Source organism: Paenibacillus sp. LjRoot56, assembly GCF_964253335.1.
Lineage (GTDB): Bacteria > Bacillota > Bacilli > Paenibacillales > NBRC-103111 > Paenibacillus_E > Paenibacillus_E allorhizoplanae.
Genome location: NZ_CAXURV020000002.1, coordinates 321,780 through 343,928 on the forward strand (window position 1 = coordinate 321,780; position 22,149 = coordinate 343,928).

Annotated in this window: 12 protein-coding genes; all 12 read left to right on the forward strand. The window is 47.6% G+C overall.

Annotated features, from left to right (window positions below; translation table 11 throughout):
• Position 1 precedes the first annotated feature (1 nt).
• The 12 genes from ACSQ8O_RS14220 to ACSQ8O_RS14275 all read left to right on the forward strand — a co-directional run bounded on the left by ACSQ8O_RS14220 (position 2) and on the right by ACSQ8O_RS14275 (position 21,925).
• The gene (locus ACSQ8O_RS14220; RefSeq protein ID WP_171631346.1) at positions 2–928 is read left to right on the forward strand and encodes an ABC transporter permease; all 927 of its coding nucleotides are present in this window, start codon (positions 2–4) and stop codon (positions 926–928) included.
• 156 nt (positions 929–1,084) lie between these two features.
• A complete protein-coding gene (locus tag ACSQ8O_RS14225) occupies positions 1,085–1,861 on the forward strand; it encodes an ABC transporter permease (RefSeq protein ID WP_436242936.1) in 777 nt (258 codons plus the stop codon).
• Between the two features lie 17 nt (positions 1,862–1,878).
• Positions 1,879–3,918 (forward strand): dipeptide ABC transporter ATP-binding protein, encoded by a 2,040-nt coding sequence (locus ACSQ8O_RS14230; protein ID WP_436242207.1) that lies wholly within the window; start codon positions 1,879–1,881, stop codon positions 3,916–3,918.
• A 21-nt stretch (positions 3,919–3,939) separates the two neighbouring features.
• Entirely contained in the window at positions 3,940–5,418 is a 1,479-nt protein-coding gene (locus ACSQ8O_RS14235) for a protein adenylyltransferase SelO (protein ID WP_436242208.1), read from the forward strand.
• A gap of 620 nt (positions 5,419–6,038) precedes the next feature.
• The gene (locus ACSQ8O_RS14240; RefSeq protein ID WP_436242209.1) at positions 6,039–10,961 is read left to right on the forward strand and encodes an S-layer homology domain-containing protein; all 4,923 of its coding nucleotides are present in this window, start codon (positions 6,039–6,041) and stop codon (positions 10,959–10,961) included.
• 140 nt (positions 10,962–11,101) lie between these two features.
• Complete coding sequence (locus tag ACSQ8O_RS14245) at positions 11,102–12,229, forward strand: alginate lyase family protein (protein ID WP_436242210.1); 1,128 nt, start codon at positions 11,102–11,104, stop codon at positions 12,227–12,229.
• 83 nt (positions 12,230–12,312) lie between these two features.
• Entirely contained in the window at positions 12,313–14,628 is a 2,316-nt protein-coding gene (locus ACSQ8O_RS14250; RefSeq protein WP_436235476.1) for a helix-turn-helix domain-containing protein, read from the forward strand.
• Positions 14,629–14,840: 212 nt separating this feature from the next.
• The gene (locus ACSQ8O_RS14255; RefSeq protein WP_236284037.1) at positions 14,841–16,475 is read left to right on the forward strand and encodes an extracellular solute-binding protein; all 1,635 of its coding nucleotides are present in this window, start codon (positions 14,841–14,843) and stop codon (positions 16,473–16,475) included.
• 86 nt (positions 16,476–16,561) lie between these two features.
• On the forward strand, positions 16,562–17,527 hold the full coding sequence (locus ACSQ8O_RS14260) for an ABC transporter permease (RefSeq protein ID WP_436242937.1): 966 nt from the start codon (positions 16,562–16,564) through the stop codon (positions 17,525–17,527).
• 16 nt (positions 17,528–17,543) lie between these two features.
• Entirely contained in the window at positions 17,544–18,422 is an 879-nt protein-coding gene (locus ACSQ8O_RS14265) for a carbohydrate ABC transporter permease (protein WP_436242938.1), read from the forward strand.
• 15 nt (positions 18,423–18,437) lie between these two features.
• Complete coding sequence (locus ACSQ8O_RS14270) at positions 18,438–20,678, forward strand: glycosyl hydrolase family 95 catalytic domain-containing protein (RefSeq protein WP_436242211.1); 2,241 nt, start codon at positions 18,438–18,440, stop codon at positions 20,676–20,678.
• Between the two features lie 191 nt (positions 20,679–20,869).
• Positions 20,870–21,925, forward strand: a complete 1,056-nt coding sequence (locus ACSQ8O_RS14275; RefSeq protein ID WP_436242212.1) for an alpha/beta hydrolase family protein — start codon at positions 20,870–20,872, stop codon at positions 21,923–21,925.
• Positions 21,926–22,149: the final 224 nt, after the last annotated feature.

Below are 22,149 nucleotides of genomic sequence, written 5' to 3' on the forward strand. Positions count from 1 at the left end.
TATGAGCAGGATATTAACGGAGCGGCTACTAGTTTCATTGCTGGTCATTCTTGGTTCCTTAATCCTTGTATTCTGTATTTTGTATGTGCTGCCGGGAGATCCTGTGCTTTCTATGATTGATCCTTCCTCCATGTCACCGGAGGCAATTGCAAATTTAAGGCATCAACTCGGCTTGAATGAACCCTTCTATGTGCAATTTGGACATTATTTCATGGCCATGATCCATGGGGATTTCGGGAAATCTTTACTAAACAGTGAACCTGTGTTGCCCAAAATTCTTAAACATCTCCCAGCAACGTTGGCACTCACTTTAGCTAGTACGCTTATATCCACGATTATCGGTGTAGGGCTCGGTGTTCTTTCAGCCGTACACCGCAATCGATGGATCGATGTATTAGCTCGCATTGTCGGGTTGTTCGGTATATCCATGCCGACGTTCTGGTCTGGTATTCTGCTGATCCTCATCTTTTCCGTATCTCTAGGTTGGTTTCCAGCTATGGGATCAAAGGGATTCATTACACTTGTTCTTCCTTCACTTACACTCGGGTTCGTGGGAGCTGGCTTTATTGTTCGGATGGTACGTAACTCGATGCTCGAAGTCATCAACGAGCACTTCATTGTGACACTGCGCGCTAAAGGATTATCCGAACGATTAGTGATGTATCGACATGCGCTTCGCAATGCATTAATTCCTGCGGTCACGATCATTGGCATTCATATCGGAGATTTGATGGCGGGTACCGTTGTGATCGAAACCGTCTTCTCCAGGCAGGGGATTGGCCGAATTCTCGCGGACGCCATTATGTCCAAAGACTTGCCTGTTGTGCAAGGCGTGGTATTTTTCTCAGCTATCATCTATGTCATTGTAAATTTGCTAGTTGATATTTCTTATGTATTCATAGATCCACGGGTTCGCCGAACACAATAATTCGGATATGAAAGCGTAGTGGAGAGGAGAAGGGTGACAATGAAAGATGTTCTTTCTGCGAGAACGGTTTGGCTTAAACATAAGTGGAATCTTCGAATTACAAAGATACCCAGAACATGGAATGCTTCAGAGATACTGGTTTATCTAGCAGCGATTATGGCTTTGTTTATTATTGGATGTGCGCTTTTTCCGCAATGGATTGCTCCGTATGCACCTACAGCGATGCTCGGTGATCAGATTATGCATGCGCCAAGTAAATCACATTTGTTTGGAACGGACTATTTTGGCAGAGATGTGTTCAGTCTTGTCGTATATGGAAGTCGTGATTCGCTCATTATTGGTTTCTCCTCTGTACTCGCAGGAGGCATCATTGGAGGAAGCATTGGTGCACTATCTGGATACATTGGCGGCGTTATTGACACGATCTTCATGCGGATTATCGATGTGCTTATGACGATTCCAGGCATTCTATTGGCACTAGCCATAGCTGCTGCCCTTGGCCCTCATTTATTTAATTTGATCTTTGCTGTTGCTGCTGCATCCATTCCGCAATACGCAAGGGTCATGCGAGGTCAGATTCTGAGCATCAAGAATCGTTCCTTCATTACTGCCTCTAGGTCAATAGGCGCTTCTAAATTCCGTATATTTTTTCGCCATGTCTTAACGAATGCTTGGTCGCCACTCTTGGTCATGTCCACAATCGGTTTAGGTGCATCCATTCTGGTCGGTGCAGGGCTAAGTTTCCTTGGGCTAGGCGTGCTCAAAGAGATTCCTGATTGGGGATCCCTCCTCTCACAAGGACGAGGTTACCTCACAGTGGCTTGGTGGATATGTACATTTCCCGGCCTCGCGATTACGTTGTTCGTCATATCCGTTAATTTAATTGGAGATAAACTACGTGACTCCCTAGATCCAAAGCAGAGAAGGGCATAGCTAGGAGGCGGCGCAAGTTGAAGCAACTGCTTGAGATTGACAACTTAAGTGTACAATTCACAACGAATAAAGGGTCGTTCACGGCCATTCAAGACGTTTCTTTGAAAATTGGCGTAGGAGAAACCATCTGTCTAGTCGGAGAATCAGGCAGTGGTAAATCGGTAACTTCAAAATCCGTCATGCGCTTAATCGATTATGAAAATGGTCATATTTCCGGTGGTCAAATCGTACTCGATGGCGATGATTTAACGACATTGTCACAGAAAGATCTTCGGGCATTACGAGGGAAAAAGATGGCTATGGTCTTCCAAGAGCCCATGGCTGCATTTGATCCGGTATTTACGATAGGTAGTCAAATTACCGAAGTCATTATTCAACATAAACAGGGGAATCGGGAACAAGCCTGGGAACGGGCTGTATATTTATTAAAGCGTGTAGGCATCCCAGAGCCAGAAATCCGAATGAACCAATATCCTGGCGAGCTTTCTGGCGGGATGCTGCAACGAGCGATGATTGCTATGGCGCTCACATGCAGTCCGCAACTGCTTATTGCGGATGAACCAACAACTGCGCTTGATGTAACGATTCAGGCGCAGATTCTTCATCTGCTGCAGGAGCTTAAAGAAGAATTCAATATGTCCATCCTTCTCATTACTCACGATTTGGGCATCGCTGCTGAGATGGCAGACAAAATCATCGTGATGTATGCGGGACAAATCGTTGAGCAAGCAAGTGTCGAGCAATTGTTCGCTAAGCCCCATCATCCTTATACGAGAGGGTTACTTCGATCCATTACTACGATGGATAGCAATCGGTTATCCCGATTGTTCTCCATTGAAGGGACGATTCCCCATCTATCGGATCTGCCATCGGGTTGCCGATTTCATCCTAGGTGTCCTTTTGCGACGGAACGCTGTGTGAAAGATAGTCCTCCCTTACGGCTCGTGAATGAACGTCTGACTGCATGTTGGTACTCGGAAGAATTAGTTGAGCGTGCAGATTGGCAGCAATATGCAGGGGTTGTAGATACACAGGTAGATACAAAGAGAGATCTCGAATCTTCCAATGTTGTTGGCGAACATGTTTTAACTAACGAGACCCTCTTCGAGGTGAAAGGGTTAAGTAAATTTTATCCCATAGGGAAAGGAACATTCAGTCGTTCGAAGTCCTACATTCGCGCGGTTGAAGATGTTTCCTTTTCGATCAAGAAGGGCGAGACATTTGGTTTAGTCGGTGAATCAGGTAGCGGCAAGTCTACCTTAGGCCGGGTGTTGCTGCAGCTGGAGAAAGCCACGGAGGGAGAGGTTCTGTTCGAAGGCGAAGATTTATCTAAACTTTCGAGCAAAGGACTGCAAGAAGCACGCCGAGACATGCAGGTCATTTTCCAAGATCCTTACGGTTCTGTGAACCCGCGTTGGAAGGTTGGCGATATTATTGGTGAACCTTTTGATATCCATGAATCGTTAAGCAAGACAGAGAAGCGGGCCAAGGTGGAAGACTTATTGGAGTTAGTTGGGCTGAATCGTTCCGTATATGATCGGTTCCCTCATGAGTTTTCGGGAGGTCAACGGCAGCGAATTGGTATTGCTAGAGCCATCGCGCTCAATCCCAAGTTTATCCTCGCGGATGAAGCCGTATCTGCGTTGGATGTATCCGTACAGGCTCAAATTGTAAATCTCATGCAGGATCTACAGAAAAAGTTGGGATTAACCTATTTATTTATCGCCCATGGCTTAAATATTGTTCGCCATCTATCCGACCGTATTGGTGTTATGTACTTGGGGAAACTGGTTGAAATTGCTCCAAGTGAGGAGCTGTTTCTCCATCCTTCCCATCCCTACACGAAGGGTCTGCTGTCTTCTATTCCATCGGCAGATCCTACTCAAAAGAGAGCGTGGATCGAGATCGAAGGGGAAATCCCATCCCCTGCGAATCCACCTTCTGGCTGTAGATTCCACACGCGCTGCCCAGCAGCAACCGCAAGGTGTAAAGAAGAGCAGCCTGCCTTATTGCAAATCAGGGAAGGCCACTGGACGGCCTGCCATTACCCTTTGTAAAAAGTTAAATGAGAAGGAGACATGATGTCAGACAAACAAGCAAAGAAAGATGCGGGATGGAACTTCGACAACAGCTATTCGCGGTTGCCTAATTTCTTTTATAGCAAAATCAATCCAACTCCTGTGAGCTCACCGAGGTTAGTTAAACTGAATGCTCCATTGGGAGCAACTTTGGGGTTGGATGAAGAGGTGTTGCAAAGTAGTGAGAGCTTAGCCATATTTGCGGGTAACTTGATTCCAGGTGGAGCACTGCCTCTTGCTCAGGCCTATGCCGGGCATCAATTTGGAACTTTTAACATGTTAGGTGATGGGAGAACCCATCTCCTTGGTGAGCAGTTGACTCCACAAGGAGAACGAGTTGATATTCAGCTGAAAGGTTCAGGTAAAACGCCATACTCCCGTTATTTGGATGGTCGAGCGGGACTTGGACCGATGTTACGGGAGTATATAATGAGCGAAGCCATGTTTGCACTGGGGATTCCAACAACGCGAAGTCTAGCTGTTGTTACAACAGGCGAATCCTTCTTGCGTGATACGGAACAACAAGGTGCAATTCTAACCCGTGTCGCAGCCAGTCATATTCGGTTTGCAACCTTTCAATATGCTTCGCATTTTGGCACGGTGGATGAGCTCCAAGCGCTAGCTGATTACACGTTAACTCGACATTTCCCAGAGGCTGATGTTGCTGAGAATCGCTATCTAGCGCTGCTGCAAGAGGTAATTACGCGCCAAGCGCAATTAATTGCTAATTGGCAGCTCGTTGGGTTTGTTCACGGAGTAATGAACACAGATAACATAGCCATCAGTGGAGAAACCATTGATTATGGTCCTTGCGCCTTTTTGGATGCCTATGATCCAGCGACGGTATTCAGCACCAGAGACACGGAGGGCCGCTATGCCTTTGGTAAACAGCCGGAAATAGCTGCTTGGAATCTCACTAGATTTGCTGAAACTCTCTTACCATTGCTGCATGATGATCAAAAGCAGGGTGCCCAGCTAATCGCGGATGCGATTGCACAATTTTCCGAGCAGTATCGCGCTAATTGGTTAACGGGTATGAGGTCCAAATTGGGGATATTTCATGAGGAATCAGAGGATGAATCACTGATTGAAGGACTTCTCCTTTTAATGCAAACGTATCGCGCGGATTACACGAATACGTTTCGTGCGTTAACTTTGGATAAGCCTGAGGATACGCTTATGTATGACAAATTGGATTTCAGGCAGTGGTTTGAACTGTGGCAGGCTAGATTAAGTAGACAGCAGGGAACCAAAGCTTACTCGCATCAACTCATGAGGAATCATAATCCAGCCATTATCCCACGTAATCACCGGGTAGAAGAAGCACTAACATCAGCGGTCAATCAAGGAGACTATCGTGTGATGGAGCGGTTGCTTCGTGTTCTGACAAACCCCTTTGCATACTCCTCTGAGCAGGTTGATTATGCCAGTCCAGCTGAGCTAACAGCCTGTCCTTATCGCACTTTTTGCGGTACTTGAGAAATGAAGAATAGATTCGCCTTAGTTTTTCGTAAGGCTTTTTGGTCGGGCGAAACGATGAGTGACATGTTGGTTGTGAGTAGAGTTAAGTGAGTTATTGTTGAAGGAGAAGAAAGAGAAGTGAAAGAGAGGGAAAAGTAGAAGTAGAAGTAGAAGTAGAAGTAGAAGTAGAAGTAGAGATTGCTGAGTAAGAATAGTGACTTGGTCCGTCCGCATCTCACGCTCATTCCGCAAGTCTATATCGGAGTATCACCAAGCCGAAAGTTTTGAACTAATTTGTTGAGCCAAAACTACGAGTGTGCGATTTGCTGCACCTGCAAAAACCAGTTACCATCCCCTAATCGGATGGTAACTGGTTTTTCTTTTCATTATACGTAACTCTGTTAAGAAAGCGTGATGTTTGTGAGAAAGCTTGTATGAGTGGATACGCTGCACGGAACGATTCCTTAATTTGCACGTTCATTCTACATATTGATCAGTGCAATTCCAGATTTTGATGATGAGTTTGGGTTTTGACGATTTCCTATTTGTAAGGGTTTCCATATGATGAGTGTAATTGCTTGTACGCTAATCAGCCCTGTTGCCGAAGAGCGCAATCCTAACGAAGAGGTGATGGTGAATTGAAGAAAGGATCAAGCTTATACGCAAAACGGATCATTAGCTTGTTGCTTGCAAGCGCTTTAACTTTAGCAGGACTGCCTGCAGGTTTATCCAAAGCGCATGCCGATAGTGCTGTGGCAGGAACGCCGGGGGGCGTAGACGAGAGCTTGCTGAAATTATGGTTAAAAGCGGATCCGGCTAGTATGACCGTGAATGGGAGCGGGGAAGTGACCGTTTGGAAGGACAGTAGTCCGAACGGGAATGATTTTATTAATGATGGGACCGTAGGTGACAGTAGTCCCCGGGCGAACCCGAAGTATGTTCCCTCTAATTCTTCGCTGAATTACCAGCCTGCGGTGCAATTCATTCGTTCAGGCAGCGCAGGCAAAGGCAGTCTCTTGGTAGACAGGGACGGGCTGTTCGCACAAGATGAAATCGTAGATCGTGCAAGTGTGTATGTGACGGCCGGCGGATTGTCGGAAACGAATAAGTCTTCACAAATTTTCTATGAAACGTTACAAGGGAAAGGAAAATTGGGGGCATACCTTCCTTTCTACTCTAATCCTAACACCCAAATTTTGTGGGATGCGGGGGATCTCGCCTCGGGTAGCAATCCACGTCTTACAGCAGGATATAGCGTCCCTCTTCGTCAATATAACAGTTGGGGGTTTCAATTTGATTCGCAGCCAGTGACAGGAAACGTCTACCAATCCGTTACGCTTGACGGTCAATCGTATGCGACTTCAACAGCTTCACGACTTCCGATGAAAGGAGTCGGGAGCAATCCGATGACAATTGGCTCTGCACTCAGCGGTGGCTCCGGTTACGACGGACAACTCGGCGAGTTGATTGTATTTAACAGTGCGCTGACCACTATGCAGCACAATCAAGTGCAAACATATATGGCCCTCAAATTCGGAACGCCGCTGAAAGGGAAGGATTACGTCTCGGCAGGGGTGTCTCCGCAAGTAGTGTGGCCGTCCACGATTAACGCGGCATTCAACAATAATGTAGCGGGAATTGCCAAGGACGAGGAAGGCGCGTTAGTTCTGGATACGAGCCGAAGCAGTGAAGATCCGACAGCATCGCAAATCATCATCAGCGCAAAACAACCGCTCACCGATAAACAGTATCTGCTCTGGGGAGATAATGAGAGCACTGCGCCTTCTATTCCTTACGGCACAGGCTTTAAGCGATCGACACGAACTTGGAAGGCTCAGAACACCGGTAATGTTGGCGCTGTGCAGGTCGCATTTCCGCTAGGGACGCTTCCGTCAGGCGGACTTTTATTAACGAGCAGCAGCGGTGATTTCAGCGATGCCGTGTCTCTGCCTTTAACCCAGGTTAACTTGCATGGGGAGACTTACTATGCAGCGGATGTAATGCTTGCCAACGGTACGTATTTTACCTTTGCAGAGAAATTGCCGGACATTCAATTATCCGCTTTGGACATTTGGGCGGGTAGTCAGCATCTGGGTATGACACCATCTTTCTTACCGACCAAGCTAGACGGTTATGAGGTGACTGTCCCTGAGGATGCGGGTACAATTCGCTTGGATTGGCAGGCGGACGCTGGGATTTCAGCGGATGCGACGTTGACGAACAACGCGGTGGCGAACCAGCCGGTAGGCGATATGAACCAAATTGCCATGACGCCTGGAATTAACAAAATAAAGGTGAACGCATCCAGCGGCAACTCGATGAATACATATGCCTTGCAAGCGTATCGGTTGTCGGCCAAAGGAACGAACGGCCGCATTCCGATGAACGCGACTACAGTGACTGCCAGTTCGTACCAACCGAACACAACGAATATTCCGGCCAATGTCGTAGACGGGATCTGGGATGGCGATGTGCGTTGGTCGGCTTCGGGGCAAGGGGAGTGGCTGCAGTTCGATATGGGCCAGTCGGAGACAGTGACGTATCTGAACATTGCTTTTTTGAATGCGGTCGATCGTCTGTCTTCCTTTGAAATTCTAGGCTCGAATCAGGCAGATTTCCAGCAATCGACGGTTCTGTTGCCCAAGCGGCTTAGCCGGTCACTGCGCGCTGGCGACAGCATTTTACAGCCCTATGTATTTAGTCAGCCTGGAGCCTACCGCTATTTACGGTTGGTTGGGTATGGCAATAATGCGTCAGGAAGCTCAAGCAGTTGGAATAGTATAACCGAAGTTGAACTATACACGGGAACACCTCCAGAAGTGAACGAGCCAACGGGGCCAACTGGCCCACCGCAAGCGGGAGATAAACCGGTAGATCCGCTGCCGCCAGTTCAGGTTGTTCGTGTCAATACAGCAAGCGAGTTGCAGACTGCGCTCGATCAGGCTGCGCCAGGCACGACAATTGAGTTGCAAAATGGCACCTACGAGCAGCAAGGGCCATTCATCATTAAGGATAAGCATGGAACGGCTGCGCAACCGATTCGGGTGGTGGCCGTGGAGCAAGGGAAGGCGATTATCGCTGGGGATAGCTATATGTATATCCACAATGCCAGCTACGTCAGCGTGGAAGGGCTTACGTTCCATTCCGGCGGCGGGTCGGCGAATAGCGAAGATTCGTTGAAAAGTCGAGGTATTGTTGACAATAATTTTTTAGACACTTTGAAAGGGTTGCACCCTGGTGTAGAACTGTATGACACCAACAATGTCTCCATTCTGCGCAACACATTTGCCTTAGATGAAACGGGGCAGAAATACCGTTTTACAAAGAGTGAGAACGGTGTGAATAAGATCATCTGGTGCGTCATCGGTGTGGAGAACAGCTGCCGTTATGGCAGCGAATATAATGCTAACAACGCCGTCTATACAGGGGAAACGTCGCATACACCGGGCTCAACGCTGCCCACGGATGGTGGGACGGATCGGCACTATATCCGAGTAGAGGGCAACGGCAGTCATAACCGGATTGCCTACAACGATATTGGACCGAAGACCGGCTTTGGCGCTGCAATTACGTACGATGGCAAGGATATGGTTTCGCAATACGACGTGATTGAGTACAATTATTTCCACGATATGGGTCCACGGGTCTCCAATGGGATGGAAGCGATTCGTCTCGGACTCTCGGGATTGTCTCTGGTACCTGGGCATGTGACCGTGCAATACAACCTATTCGATGGTTTGAACGGCGAAGATGAGATCGTGTCGGTGAAAAGCAGCGACAATACGATTCGGTACAATACGATTCTGAATTCCTTTGGAGGCTTGGTGGCTCGGCATGGTCATCGTAACAGCTTCTATGGTAACTTTATTATTGCAGACGGGAAAAAAGAAGGTACCAGTGGATTCCGAATTTATGGGAATGATCATCAAATCTATAACAATTACATGGAAGGCTTGACTGACGATGCCATTACAGTTGATGGCGGCACGGAGGATGCGGGACCGGATGGCAGTGCGAATCCGATGATCCACTGGGGGATCGGCGTGAATGAGGTGGCTCCACTCCGGAGCTTGTCAGAGGAAAGACAGACGGAATTGCTTCGCGGACATTGGCGGCAATATAACGTACAGATTTTTAATAATACGATCGTCAATTTAGCCAGCAAAGCTTCCGCGCTGAAAATGGACAAACGGACATTCGAGCCGACTGGGACGCAAGTGTATAATAATGTGATCTTCAGCAATGCGGGAACCATATTTAATGAGACCAGTAAAATTACGGTTGATGGCAGACCGACCTATGTCGGCAACATGACAGACGGTCTTGCGGCTGTGTCAGCAACTGCGACTGTTGTAAACGCTACGTACAAAGGTGATCTGAAGCTAGTCCGTGGCATTGACGGACTGATCCGTTTATCGCCGTTAAGTCCAGCGGTTGACGCCGCACAAGGCCCGTACCTGCCGTCGGATGATATGGACGGTCAAAGACGGACAAATACGGTTGACGTCGGTGCGGATGAGTATATACCTGCAAGTGAACTGACACAACGACCGCTAACGTCAGCCGATGTTGGGCCAGCCGCAGGACGGAACGTGCCAGTCGAAGAGGATAAGCCTGCTTTAAGCGGCCTTCAAATCAGTTCGAATCTGACAATCTCACCGGCATTCAGTTCAGAGATCACTTACTACACGGTGACGGTTCCAACGGGGATTAACAGCTTGACATTGACGCCGACTTCCCTATCTAAGGGAGCTGCGTTTCAAGTTAGCGTTGACGGTGGTGCACAGCAAACCGTTCTCAGTGGCAGTGAGAGCAGACCACTCGCCATTGCCGCAAGCGGCAGTGTAGTTCTGTTGGAAGTGACAATGCCTTCCGGTGTACATAAAACGTACACGATACTGGCACAGCGTCCAGCGGCAAGTGGTTCGTCTTCATCGGGTTCCTCATCGGGCTCTATCCCGGTGCCTGTACCAACACCAACACCAAAGCCGACACCGGAACCGGGCAAACCACCTGTCGTACCGACGCAGGAATCATTTGCTGATGTGCCGAATCACTGGGCGTCGGAGGTTATCTCTCGCGCTGCTGCCAAAGGCATCGTGAACGGTTACGCAGATGGCAGCTTCAAACCTGACGAGCCCATGACGAGAATGCAATTTGCAGCTATGCTGGTTCGAGCTCTTGGTTTGAAGGCCGAAACGTCAGCGACTAAGTTTGCCGATGGGGCAGACATACCAGCCTGGGCAGTCGGCGAATTGGGGGCAGCGCTGAAAGCGGGCATTTTGCAAGGATATGAAGATGAGTCCTTGCGGCCTAATAAGCCGATCAACCGTACAGAAATGGTTGCTATGCTAATAAGGGCTTATAATCAACAAGGGGGAGTTTCATCCCAAGTGTCATTTAGCGACATTTCCCAAATTCCAGCTTGGGCATTGCCAGCCATTTCGCAAGCCGTTTCCCTAGGGCTAGTAACCGGACGTGAGCAAAATATGTTCGAGCCATTAGCTGGAGCAACGAGAGCGGAAGCGGTAACGATTATTATGCGGTTATTGGAACGATAACGTCATTTCGATCTCATATCTCATGCACAATTACACATAAAGGGAAGATCATATGCAGTAGGCCTGGCATCCCGTATTTTTCGGGATCTGGCCTGCTGCATTTAGTGCTTTGTTTGCATATAGGAAGGGAGCCAATAAATATGGAACATTTTAGTCAACTAAATAAAGAACATTGGAGTTTATATGTTGATCTGACCGCGATAATCCAACAGGCTGATGCCTGCCTGACGACTCTTCCTGTACAGATTACGGATGAGATAGCCCCGCATAGCCCGGGAAGCGCTCATGACTATTATTCAAATGGTGATTACTGGTGGCCAAATCCCGATACGCCTGATGGACTGCCGTATGTGCGCCGAGATGGTGAAAGTAATCCAGGTAATTTTCATGCACATCGGATTCTGCTTCGCCGAATGCGATCTCGGGTCGCTTGTCTGGCTGCCGCGTATCGGATAACGGGTGAGCAACATTACGCTTCCCACGCCGTTCGGCTGCTAGACGCATTCTTTGTCAATGAGAGCACACGAATGAATCCGCATCTGCTTTATGCGCAAGCTGTGCCTGGCGTCTGTGATGGGAGAGGGATCGGTGTGATCGATACGCTGCATTTGATTGATGTGGCAGCAGCTGTTCAGATTCTACAACGCGGTCATATGTCCTTAGCAGAGTCTCTCGTCCTACAAGATGTTTCCGCATGGTTCGCAGATTACTTGAAATGGTTGAATGAGCATCCGCAAGGGGTAGAAGAGAGAAACGAACCAAACAATCATGGGGTATGCTGGTATGTGCAGGCGGCCGCATTCGCACGGTTGACCGGTCAACATACGATGCTGGATTGGTGCAGAGAACAATACAAGACCAAACTACTGGTCGAACAGATGGCCACAGATGGCAGTTTTCCGCGGGAATTGTCCCGTACGAAGCCCTATGCCTACTCTCTTTTTACACTCGATAATTTCGTTACGCTTACGCATCTTCTTTCCACGCCTAACGATAATTTGTGGGAATTTCAGCTGTCAGATGGCAGAGGTATAGAGAAAGGAATCAACTTTTTATTACCCTATATAGAAAATAAGCAAACTTGGCCCTATGGTCGAGATGTCGAATATGATGCGCAATGGCCTGTAGCTATGTCATTTTTACTGCTTGCAGGGTTGGCTTATGATGCTGAAAGGCTTCTTGCGTTATGGCATAAATTAGATCAAAAGCCGAAAGAAGATGAACTGCGGCGGAATATGGCCATTAAGCAGCCGCTGCTTTGGATATGAGGGACTTAAATCCGAGACGGGTTCCTCTATTTTCGCTATAATATATGAAAACAGTTACAAATGGGGATAAGGGGTTAGTGCTAATGAAGTTTAATCGGATCCGGTTTAATAAACGCAGCGTAATGTTTACTTGGTTTACTTCTTATATTTCCGTGCTGCTCGTCCCAATCATCATAAGCGGAATTCTATACGCGGCTTCATGGCATGTGGTCGAATCGGAAGTAAATCGTGCCAACACGAACGCATTGAAGCAGATGGAATTGGCGATAGATAACAGTTTGGGAGGTATTGAGCGATTAAGTCTGGAAATTTCCCTCAATAAGCAGGTAAATGCGTTTATCAATACCTCACTGCCGCTTTCGGATAACGATTATTACGATTTAGTCACCATTTCGAATGATTTGCGGGTGTACCAGACAGCGAATGAGTTCATTGAACAAATTTATCTGTATTACAAAAATAGCGATACGGTCATATCGACTCGTAATCGGACGGATGGCCGACAATTGTTTCAGATGTTAGACGGACAAACCCTGAGAGGTTATGATGCTTGGAAGTCGTTTCTAGACGATCGCTATGTCCAGGCCTATATGCCAGTGACGATGAAAGAGAATGACAATTCGTACAAAGCTGTTTTATTTGCCAAATCGGTTTCATTGGCGAATCGCGATCAGCCAGGAGCAGTGCTTCTGTTCGTGATGAAAGATACGAAACTGCTTGCCAATCTTCCGCCATCTGAAGCGACATCTGTTGCGCTGCTGGATAAAGAAAACCGACTTGTTGCTTCTAGTGGTCTTGAGCAAAGGCCGCAATTTCTTACCTATGACAAATTTACTGGTGAAAATGGACTCTTCTACGGGGATGTAGCCGGGGAGCAGGTCGCTGTATCCTATACCACCTCAGCTAGGACAGGTTGGAAATACATGTCGATGATTCCTGCTGAGCGCTTTGACGACAAGATGAGATACATGAAAAGGCTCGTGTATGCTAGCATTTTACTCAGCCTTCTGCTAGGCGGAGTGGTCACTTTCTTGTTCCTTCGCAAAAATTACAATCCGATTAATCTCCTTATCCGCAGCTTCTCAATGAAAGCAGGGATTTCATTTGCCGAGGGAACGAATGAGTATGGCTTCCTGCAAGATGCGCTCAACAATACATTCGCGGAGAAAGAGCAGGTTGATCGCCGTTTGCATCAGCACCGCGATGCTATTCGCTCACATTTTCTGCAAGGGCTCCTAAAGGGGAATCTGGAGCAGGACATTCCAGTGCATGAATCACTCTCAGCGCACGATATTCGGCTGTCTTCGCCTCATTTTGCTGTACTCTTGTTCCATATCGATCATTTTGGCAAGTTCCAGGACGATGTCACGGTAGATCCACAGAAAGTGAAGTTGATGCAGTTCATCCTGATGAATGTGGTGGAAGAAGTGATCGGCAGCCAGCATCGAGGTTTCGTAACTGAAATTGATGACATGCAGGCATGTATTTTTAATTTTGACACGGGGCAGGACCCAGAGGAGCTGCGGCAGGTTGCCGAGCAGGTGAAATTGTTCTTGCTTGACCATTTCCATGTCCATTTGACGGTGTCCATCAGCGGGATTCATACCGAGCTGTTAGGAATTGCCGGGGCTTATCAAGAAGCGCTGTCGGCGATGGCTTATAGACTTGTTGTCGGAGGGGGAGCAATCATTAGATACGATGAATTACCGAGTTCCGAAGCTGCCCACCAGGCCGGAAATTATTATTACCCGTTGCATGTGGAGCAGCAATTGATTAATTTTGTCAAAACAGGCGATTATGAGAAGTCGAGCTCCATCATTGAGCAAATTATAGAAACAAATGCATCTAATGCGGTGTTGTCCGTCCCACTCGGCAAGTGTCTCATGTTTGATCTGGCTAGCACGATGTTGAAAACGATGAATGAAATTGGCTCGCAAGGTAATAAAGCATCCTTTATTGAACAGTTTCATCCAGTGGAACGACTTTTCGGATGCGAAACGATGAAAGAAATGAAAGGGGAAATCCTCTCGATTCTTGGACAGGTCTGCCAGTCTATCCAAGCTGAGCGTAAACAGGAGTACAGTCCGCTTGGCGAGCTTGTAATTTCATTTGTGAAAGCCAATTACGCGGAAGATAATTTGAACATTTCGATGATTGGAGAGAAGTTCGGAATTACACCTTCCTATTTATCCAAACAATTTAAGGCACAAACCGGCGATGCACTGCTTGATTTTATTAGTCGAACACGGTTGGAAGAGGCCAAGAAGCTGCTAAGCGAACAATCGCTTTCCATTATGGAGATTGCACGTAAGGTTGGGTATGCGGATATCAATACGTTTAATCGAACCTTCAAGAAATTTGAGGGCATTACGCCAGGGAAATACAAAGAACTAAAGTGATACGTTATCGTTAAACGTGGAGTCGTACAAGCTTGCTTGCGCGACTTTTCATTATTTGCACAGTGATTTTGGATTCTGATGATTGCATTCTACGGATTTTAAATAGTGATTTGCAGTTTTGACGATATTCAAAAGGGGGCTTTACGAGCCATACTGAAGGTACAGTGCTGCAACGAAATCAATCGCACTAGACAATATGAGGGGGATTCCACATGAGCAGTCGATCAAAAAGAAAATCCATTAGCCTGGCGCTTAGCGTTGTGGTCGCTTCCAGTATGTTCGCCGCATGTTCCAAAGAGGCAACGAAGTCTCCAAGTGAAACGGGAGCTACTACAACGACAGCACCAACTGCCGCAGCAGGCAAATATCCAATTGCTACGCAAGAAACACTAACATCTTGGGAGCAAATTAACCCGAACTTGACAACGTTATTTCCTAACCTTGGCGATTCCCCTTTTGGTAAGCGATTGGAGAGCGAAACCGGCGTTAAGGTCAAGTATACGCATCCTGCTGACGGTCAATCGAAGGAACAATTCAACTTGCTGATCGCTTCGAACAATCTGCCGGATGTGATTGAATATAATTGGGGCGGCGGCGGAACGGCGGCGTATCCAGGTGGACCGGAGAAGGCGATTGCCGACAAGGTCATCCTACCTCTTAACGACTTGATCGATAAGAATGCACCTAATTTGAAGAAGCTGTTGCAACAGGATAAAGAGCTGGACAAAATGATTAAAACGGACAACGGCACCTACTACGCTTTTCCAATGATTCGTCCGGACAATGGCCTGGTTTTCCGCGGACCGATGCTTCGCAAAGACTGGCTGGATGAGATGAACCTCAAAGTGCCTACAACAATTGATGAATGGTACACCGTATTGAAAGCATTTAAGGAGAAAAAAGGAGCTTCCGCAGCTTTGACCGCTCAATACAGCAATGAATTGAATATCCAGGATGCTTTCATTGGCGCTTATAAAACAGCCAACCGTTTCTACGTTGATGATCAAGGCAAGGTGAAATACGGGCCGATCGACCCTCAATTCAAAGATGCTTTGACTCTGCTGAACAAATGGTATGCGGAAGGTTTGCTGGATAAGGATTTCGCGTTGAATACGGATTCCAAATCGCAGGATACGAAATTACTGAGCAACGCTTCCGGAGCGACAGTTGGCTTACTCAGCGCTGTGGGTAAATGGATGGATACGGGCAAGAAGACGAACCCGAACTACCAGCTAGTAGCTGCTCCATACCCAACGTTGAACAAAGGCGAACGTGCTTTCATCGGTCAACGTGACTTTAAATACAACCCAGCTGTAAGTAAAGCTGTTGCAGGGGATTCCAAACATGCGGAGCTGGCTGTCAAGTGGATGGATTATGCGTTTGGCGAGAAGGGCGCATTACTCTTCAACTTCGGTATTGAAGGCGAAAGTTATACGATGAACAATGGCGTGCCTACGTTTACTGATAAAATCACCAAAGATCCGAAATTCAGCCTGCAGCAAATGGTATCCCAGTATACGAAGCCGAACGGTCCGTTCTTGGGTGACAGCCGGAAGAGCTTCAATACGTACAAAGAGCAAGATGACGCTGTCAAGATTTGGGAGCAAACGGACGCTGCTAAGCATGTGATGCCTCCTTTCTTGACGCCGACAACAGAAGAAAGCAAAGAGCTGGCAAAATTGAGTACAGCGATTACGAGCTATAAAGAAGAAATGTTCGTGAAATTTGTCATGGGCAAAGAGCCGATCAGCAAATTCGATGACTATGTCAAACGGATTAATGAAATGGGAATCGACAAGGTGACCCAAATTTATCAACAAGCGCTGGATCGATACAATAAGCGATAATTAGTTTACGGCAATTCTTGCGGGAGGAAGAAAGAACTGTTCTAACCTTCCGCAAGAATAGGGCCGTGGCAGGAGAAGGTGATGCGATGAACACCATGATTTCCAAAACGAAGCCGATTACAGCCAATGAAGACAAACGAAAAGTATTTCGTTTCGGGCTACTGCTGGATATACGTAAAAACAAACTGCTTTATGTGATGTTGCTTCCGGTTCTGCTGTATTATGTCGTCTTTCATTATGCGCCGATGTATGGCGCCCTGATTGCTTTCAAGGATTACTCTCCAAGAATAGGTATTTGGGGGAGTGATTGGGTCGGATTTGAGCATTTTGTTAATTTCTTTAATGGAGCCTATTTCTGGCGAACGATTAAGAATACGGTTCTGATCAGCTTCTACCAGTTGTTATTCGGGTTTCCGGCGCCTATTATTTTGGCCCTTCTGCTGAATGAATTAAGGCATGCTTTCTTTAAAAGAATTGTGCAAACCGTGACTTATATGCCGCATTTTATTTCCTTAATTGTCATTTGCGGGATTTTGAAAGATTTTACGACTAGCGACGGTGTCATCAACGATATCATTGCCTTCTTCGGTGGAGAACGGTCAACTTTCTTACTTGAGCCTAGTCTGTTCCGTACCGTCTATGTTTCTTCCGGCATCTGGCAAAATATTGGTTGGGGCACGATTATTTTTTTGGCGGCTTTAACCGGAATCGATCAAGAGCAGTACGAGGCAGCCAGAATCGATGGCGCTGGTCGATGGAAACAAATGACACACGTCACGCTGCCAGGGATTATGCCAATCATCATTATTTTGCTTATTCTCGATATTGGCAAGATGATGAATGTCGGGTTTGAGAAAATTATTTTGCTATACAATCCGGGCACGTATGAGACGGCTGACGTCATTTCTTCCTATGTGTACCGCGTTGGTCTGCAGGATTTCAATTATAGCTACAGTTCAGCGGTGGGCTTGTTTAACTCGGTCATCAACTTTGCCCTGCTCATTTCCTCCAACTGGCTGAGCCGCAAATTTAACGATACAAGCTTGTGGTAAAGGAGAGTGCATGATGATGCTGAACAAGACGAGCTTTGCAGAAAAATGCTTCGATACGATCAATGTTGTGCTGCTGATCCTGATGATGCTGCTTACCGTATATCCACTTATTTATGTGTTGTTTGCTTCGGTTAGTGACGCAGGAACTCTGATGGGCTATAAGGGTATGTTATGGCGTCCTCTCGGATTCTCACTTGATGCTTATACGAATGTATTCCGCAATCCGATGATTGTGAGAGGCTACGGCAATACGCTGTTTGTTGTACTGGCGGGTCTGGTGCTGAACATTACACTCACTGCGTTCGGGGCTTACGCCCTCTCGCGAAAGAGCTTGAAGTACCGCAAACCGATCATGCTGTTTATCATTTTTACCATGTTCTTTAGCGGTGGGTTGATCCCCCTCTACTTGACGGTCAAAGGTGTGGGATTAATCGATTCTTTATGGTCGCTTATTATTCCAACTGCCATTAATACGTTTAATCTGATTCTAATGAAGACGGCATTCGAAGCGATTCCAGATGCACTTGAGGAATCGGCCAAAATAGATGGGGCGAACGACTTCGTCATTCTATTTCGGATTGTGCTCCCGCTCTCGATGCCCGTTATCGCGGTCATGCTGCTGTATTACGGCGTGGGCCATTGGAATTCCTGGTTTAATGCAATGATTTTCTTGCAGGAGCGTTCGCTTTATCCATTGCAGCTAGTGCTGCGGGGGATTTTGCTGCAAGGGGAAACCAATGCCAATTCAGGCGCTTCCGATGACGATGCCGCCATGCTTGCCGCTACCTTGAAGTATGCGACGATCATCGTTGCGACGGTTCCGATTTTGTTCGTATATCCATTTTTACAGAAATACTTTGTGAAAGGTGCTCTGATCGGAGCCGTCAAAGGATAGAGGAGGGATCTTTGCGTGAAAGAAGTAAACAGCTCAGCGGTTAAACTAGAGGTCGATTGGGAAACCTACATGGCCAATAACGATATGGAATGGGTAGTTAAGCCTGTAAGCTGGGACGAAGGAGCTTTCCTCGGCAATGGCTTGCTCGGCACGATGGTTTATGGCGAGGAGCATGCGAGTAAGCGAAATGTGCTTCGCATGGTGACCGGCCGTACGGATGTGACGGCAATCCGCATGGACAAACCGGGATTCCCGCCCCGCGTTCAGCTTGGTGAGCTGGATCTGGAATTGGAAGGGAAGATCTATCATCCCACACAGATGCGCATTAGCTTGTGGAACGCTGAATTGCAGGCTACGCTGACGACAACAAGCGGAGAGGTTAAGCTGCGCTCAATCGTTCACAGTCTTGATCCGGTGATCGCCATAGAGATCGAGACGACAGATGGAGAAAGTGGTGCTCGGTTTGCATGGTACCCTTTTCCAGAAGTCGATCCTGTTCTGAAGAACGCAGACGGCGTGAATTTAAATCAATATGTGCCGCAGACGGAAGTAGCCTATACGGAAGATGAGGATGGCATCCGCGTGTGTACCCAGCGGTATTCGGGCGAAGATGGCTGCGTAACCGCTTGGAAGGACGTGCAGGTTTCGCCGAATCGGCGCATCTGCTGGCTGTCCATTGCACGGGGGCATAGTGAAGCGACAAAGGCTGAAGCTGTAGAGGCGGTTGCGCAGGCTTCAGCAGCGAATTTCGAAGAATGGGTGCAAGCACATAGGGATTGGTGGCACCGCTATTACCAGCAAAGCTTCGTTTCGCTGCCGGATGGACGATTAGAAAGCTTTTACTGGATACAAATGTATAAGTTGGCTTCAGCTACGCGAGAAGACAAACCCTTGATTGATAATCAAGGTCCTTGGCTTACATCGACGCCTTGGCCAGGTGTCTGGTTCAATATGAATGTACAGATGAGTTATTCACCGGTTTATACGGCTAATCGTTTGGAGATGGGGGAATCTCTTGTTCATTCGCTGCATGCGAATAGGCATCAGCTGATTCGCAATGTGCCTGAACCTTTCCAGCACGATTCGGCTGGTTTAGGACGAAGCTGCAGCTTCGACTTGCAGACGAATGTAGAGGATGAGATTGGCAATTTAACGTGGATTTGTCATAACGTGTGGCGGCACTACCGATATACCATGGATGATGGCATGTTGGAGGAAGTGTTATTTCCGATTCTCAAGCGGAGTGTGAATTATTATATCCATCTGCTGGAGGAGGGAGAGGACGGTTGCTTGCATCTGCCTCCGACGATATCTCCCGAATATGGCTCGTTCATGCGGACGACGGTGCCGGACTGCCATTATGATCTTTCCTTGCTGCGCTGGGGCTGTGAGACCTTGCTTGCGATATGCAAGAGGTTGAGCATTAGCGATCCGCTCAATCCGAAATGGGAAAACATTCTGGCGCGTTTGGTTCCGCTGCCTGTCGATGAGACTGGCTTTATGGTTGGTCACGAAATGCCGCTTGCCTACGGGCATCGTCACTTTAGTCACTTGCTGGCGATTTTTCCGCTGCATCTGTTCAGCGGAGAAGCGGAGGAAGAGCGGGCTTTAATCGCAACTTCTCTGCGTCATTGGTTAGCGAAAGAAGGCGACCTGCGCGGCTTCAGTATGACCGGAGCGGCCTCGATTGCCGCAGTACTTGGATGGGGAGATGAGGCGATGCGGCTTCTGCAATCGCTGCTGCTCATCATCAAGCCGAATACGATGTATAAGGAAGCGGGACCGGTGATCGAAACGCCGCTGGCCGGTGCGGAATCGATCCAGGATATGCTGCTTCAGAGCTGGGGCGGTAAGCTGCGGGTATTTCCAGCTGTGCCGGAAGCGTGGACAGAGCTGGCCTTCCATGACTTGCGAGGGGAAGGCGCCTTCTTGGTCAGCGCTGTCCGCAAGGATGGTGCCACACAGTGGATCAGGGTGAAGAGCTTGGCTGGAGAAGCATGTCTGATCAAGACGGGCTGGCATGGACGGATTCGATGGAACATCATCGGTTTGGACGGCACGGAGCGAGTGTCTGGTGAAACGGTTATCCACGATGAACTATCACTGGAGTTGAAGAAGGGTGAAGAGGCTTTTCTCTACCCAGGTGAAGAGGTTCCAGATTTCCATATACGTCCGGTCGGAGGAAGGGACAAGGTTGTGCGCTATTTCGGCGGACACAAGCCTTGGCGGTTATACGGGTTTCATTCGGACAAATAAAGAGGTAAATAGTTCTGGCGCGATAATGGAATGAAAATGAGGCTGTCCCATAAGTAGATTTTTCTACTTTAGGACGGCTTTATTTATGTAGACACATTTTATTGTATCAGGCATGCCAAAGGGGAAGACTTACCTCGTGTCGAATAGCAGAGTGTGATGGTGTGTTACTTTAATTAAAATGAGGTGGCTGCATGTTTGCACAGTACGAGGACTCCGAACGACTAGATAAGATGGAAGGCTTGACAGAAGCCTATTCGCCGTATCAGGATTTTCGACTATATCCTTCTTCGGTTACACCAGGAATTCAACTCGGAATGAATGTGATTAAACCGGGGAATCCAGGTTTACTCCTTATTCAATTGCACGGCTGGCATATGAGTATGCCGAAGCCGCAACGGCGTGATACCCCTAATGAAAGCTCGTATTTGATTGTACAAGTGGATATGCGTGGGCGTGCCTTCTCCCAAGGGAACGCAGATTGTAATGGGTTCGAGCTGATTGATATCTACGATGCCGTCCAGTTCGTTCGTCAAGAGTACAAAGACTGGCTGCTCGCTGAGGAGCCTACTTACTTGGAAGGTGGAAGTGGTGGCGGCGGTAATGTACTTGCTACTGTAGCCAAGTTTCCTGATCTATTTGCAGCAGCGTCGGCCTTGTACGGGATGTCTGATTACGCTGTTTGGTACGAAGAAGATCGAACAGGAGAATTTCGCGACGAAATGGATGTCTGGATTGGCTGCACGCCGCAAGAAGATATGGAGCGATACCAGGCACGAAGTGGCTTGCACTTGGCTATGAATGTGCATACTCCGATCTACATCACCCATGGTGATGGGGATATTCGGGTGCCTGTCACTCACTCGCGTAATTTTGTAGATGAGATGCAGCAACTGAACAAAGGGCAGCTTGTTCGTTATGATGAGCTTGCAGGTGTCGGGGATCAAGGACATCTAGCGCATATTCGACCCGAACAGTCACTCCGAGTGAAAGTAGAATCAGAGCGTAATCGGAGCGACCACCCGATGCCAATTCAGCTTCCGTTACAGGGGAAACTTCTAGTTGGCGGGTATGTGTACACGAAGTACTTCAAGCTTCATTTAGACTCTGTGAATCATCTCGCTGAACTGGTGTATGACGTTGAGGAACGCAGTGTTAGAATAACCGCTTCAGCAGATTATACGTATCATCTTCAATGGGCAGATGGGACTGTTATGAGCGGTTGCTGTGTGCAACGTGCAAAAGAGTAACTGGCCTGTGAGCTCCCTGCTTAATGTAGCAGGGATTTATAGAAAAAGCGAAATCCGAACCCATGGTTAAAACCATAGGAGCGGATTTTTACTTTTTTTACGCGATTGTTTCACTATACCGTGCATCACTTTATATTCAGTAGTGAAATAGGAGGCTATCCAAACTGATTTTGAAGATTTTGGCTTATTTTGCAGTGTTCTTGTAAGGGGATTGCGCATCGATT

Excerpts from the sequence above, each read along its gene's own strand:
- ACSQ8O_RS14220 (WP_171631346.1), top strand. The coding sequence starts at position 2 with ATGAGCAGGATATTAACGGAGCGGCTACTAGTTTCATTGCTGGTCATT.
- ACSQ8O_RS14225 (WP_436242936.1), top strand. The coding sequence starts at position 1,085 with ATGGCTTTGTTTATTATTGGATGTGCGCTTTTTCCGCAATGGATTGCT.
- ACSQ8O_RS14235 (WP_436242208.1), top strand. The coding sequence starts at position 3,940 with ATGATGTCAGACAAACAAGCAAAGAAAGATGCGGGATGGAACTTCGAC.
- ACSQ8O_RS14245 (WP_436242210.1), top strand. The coding sequence starts at position 11,102 with ATGGAACATTTTAGTCAACTAAATAAAGAACATTGGAGTTTATATGTT.
- ACSQ8O_RS14250 (WP_436235476.1), top strand. The coding sequence starts at position 12,313 with ATGAAGTTTAATCGGATCCGGTTTAATAAACGCAGCGTAATGTTTACT.
- ACSQ8O_RS14255 (WP_236284037.1), top strand. The coding sequence starts at position 14,841 with ATGAGCAGTCGATCAAAAAGAAAATCCATTAGCCTGGCGCTTAGCGTT.
- ACSQ8O_RS14260 (WP_436242937.1), top strand. The coding sequence starts at position 16,562 with ATGAACACCATGATTTCCAAAACGAAGCCGATTACAGCCAATGAAGAC.
- ACSQ8O_RS14265 (WP_436242938.1), top strand. The coding sequence starts at position 17,544 with ATGCTGAACAAGACGAGCTTTGCAGAAAAATGCTTCGATACGATCAAT.
- ACSQ8O_RS14275 (WP_436242212.1), top strand. The coding sequence starts at position 20,870 with ATGTTTGCACAGTACGAGGACTCCGAACGACTAGATAAGATGGAAGGC.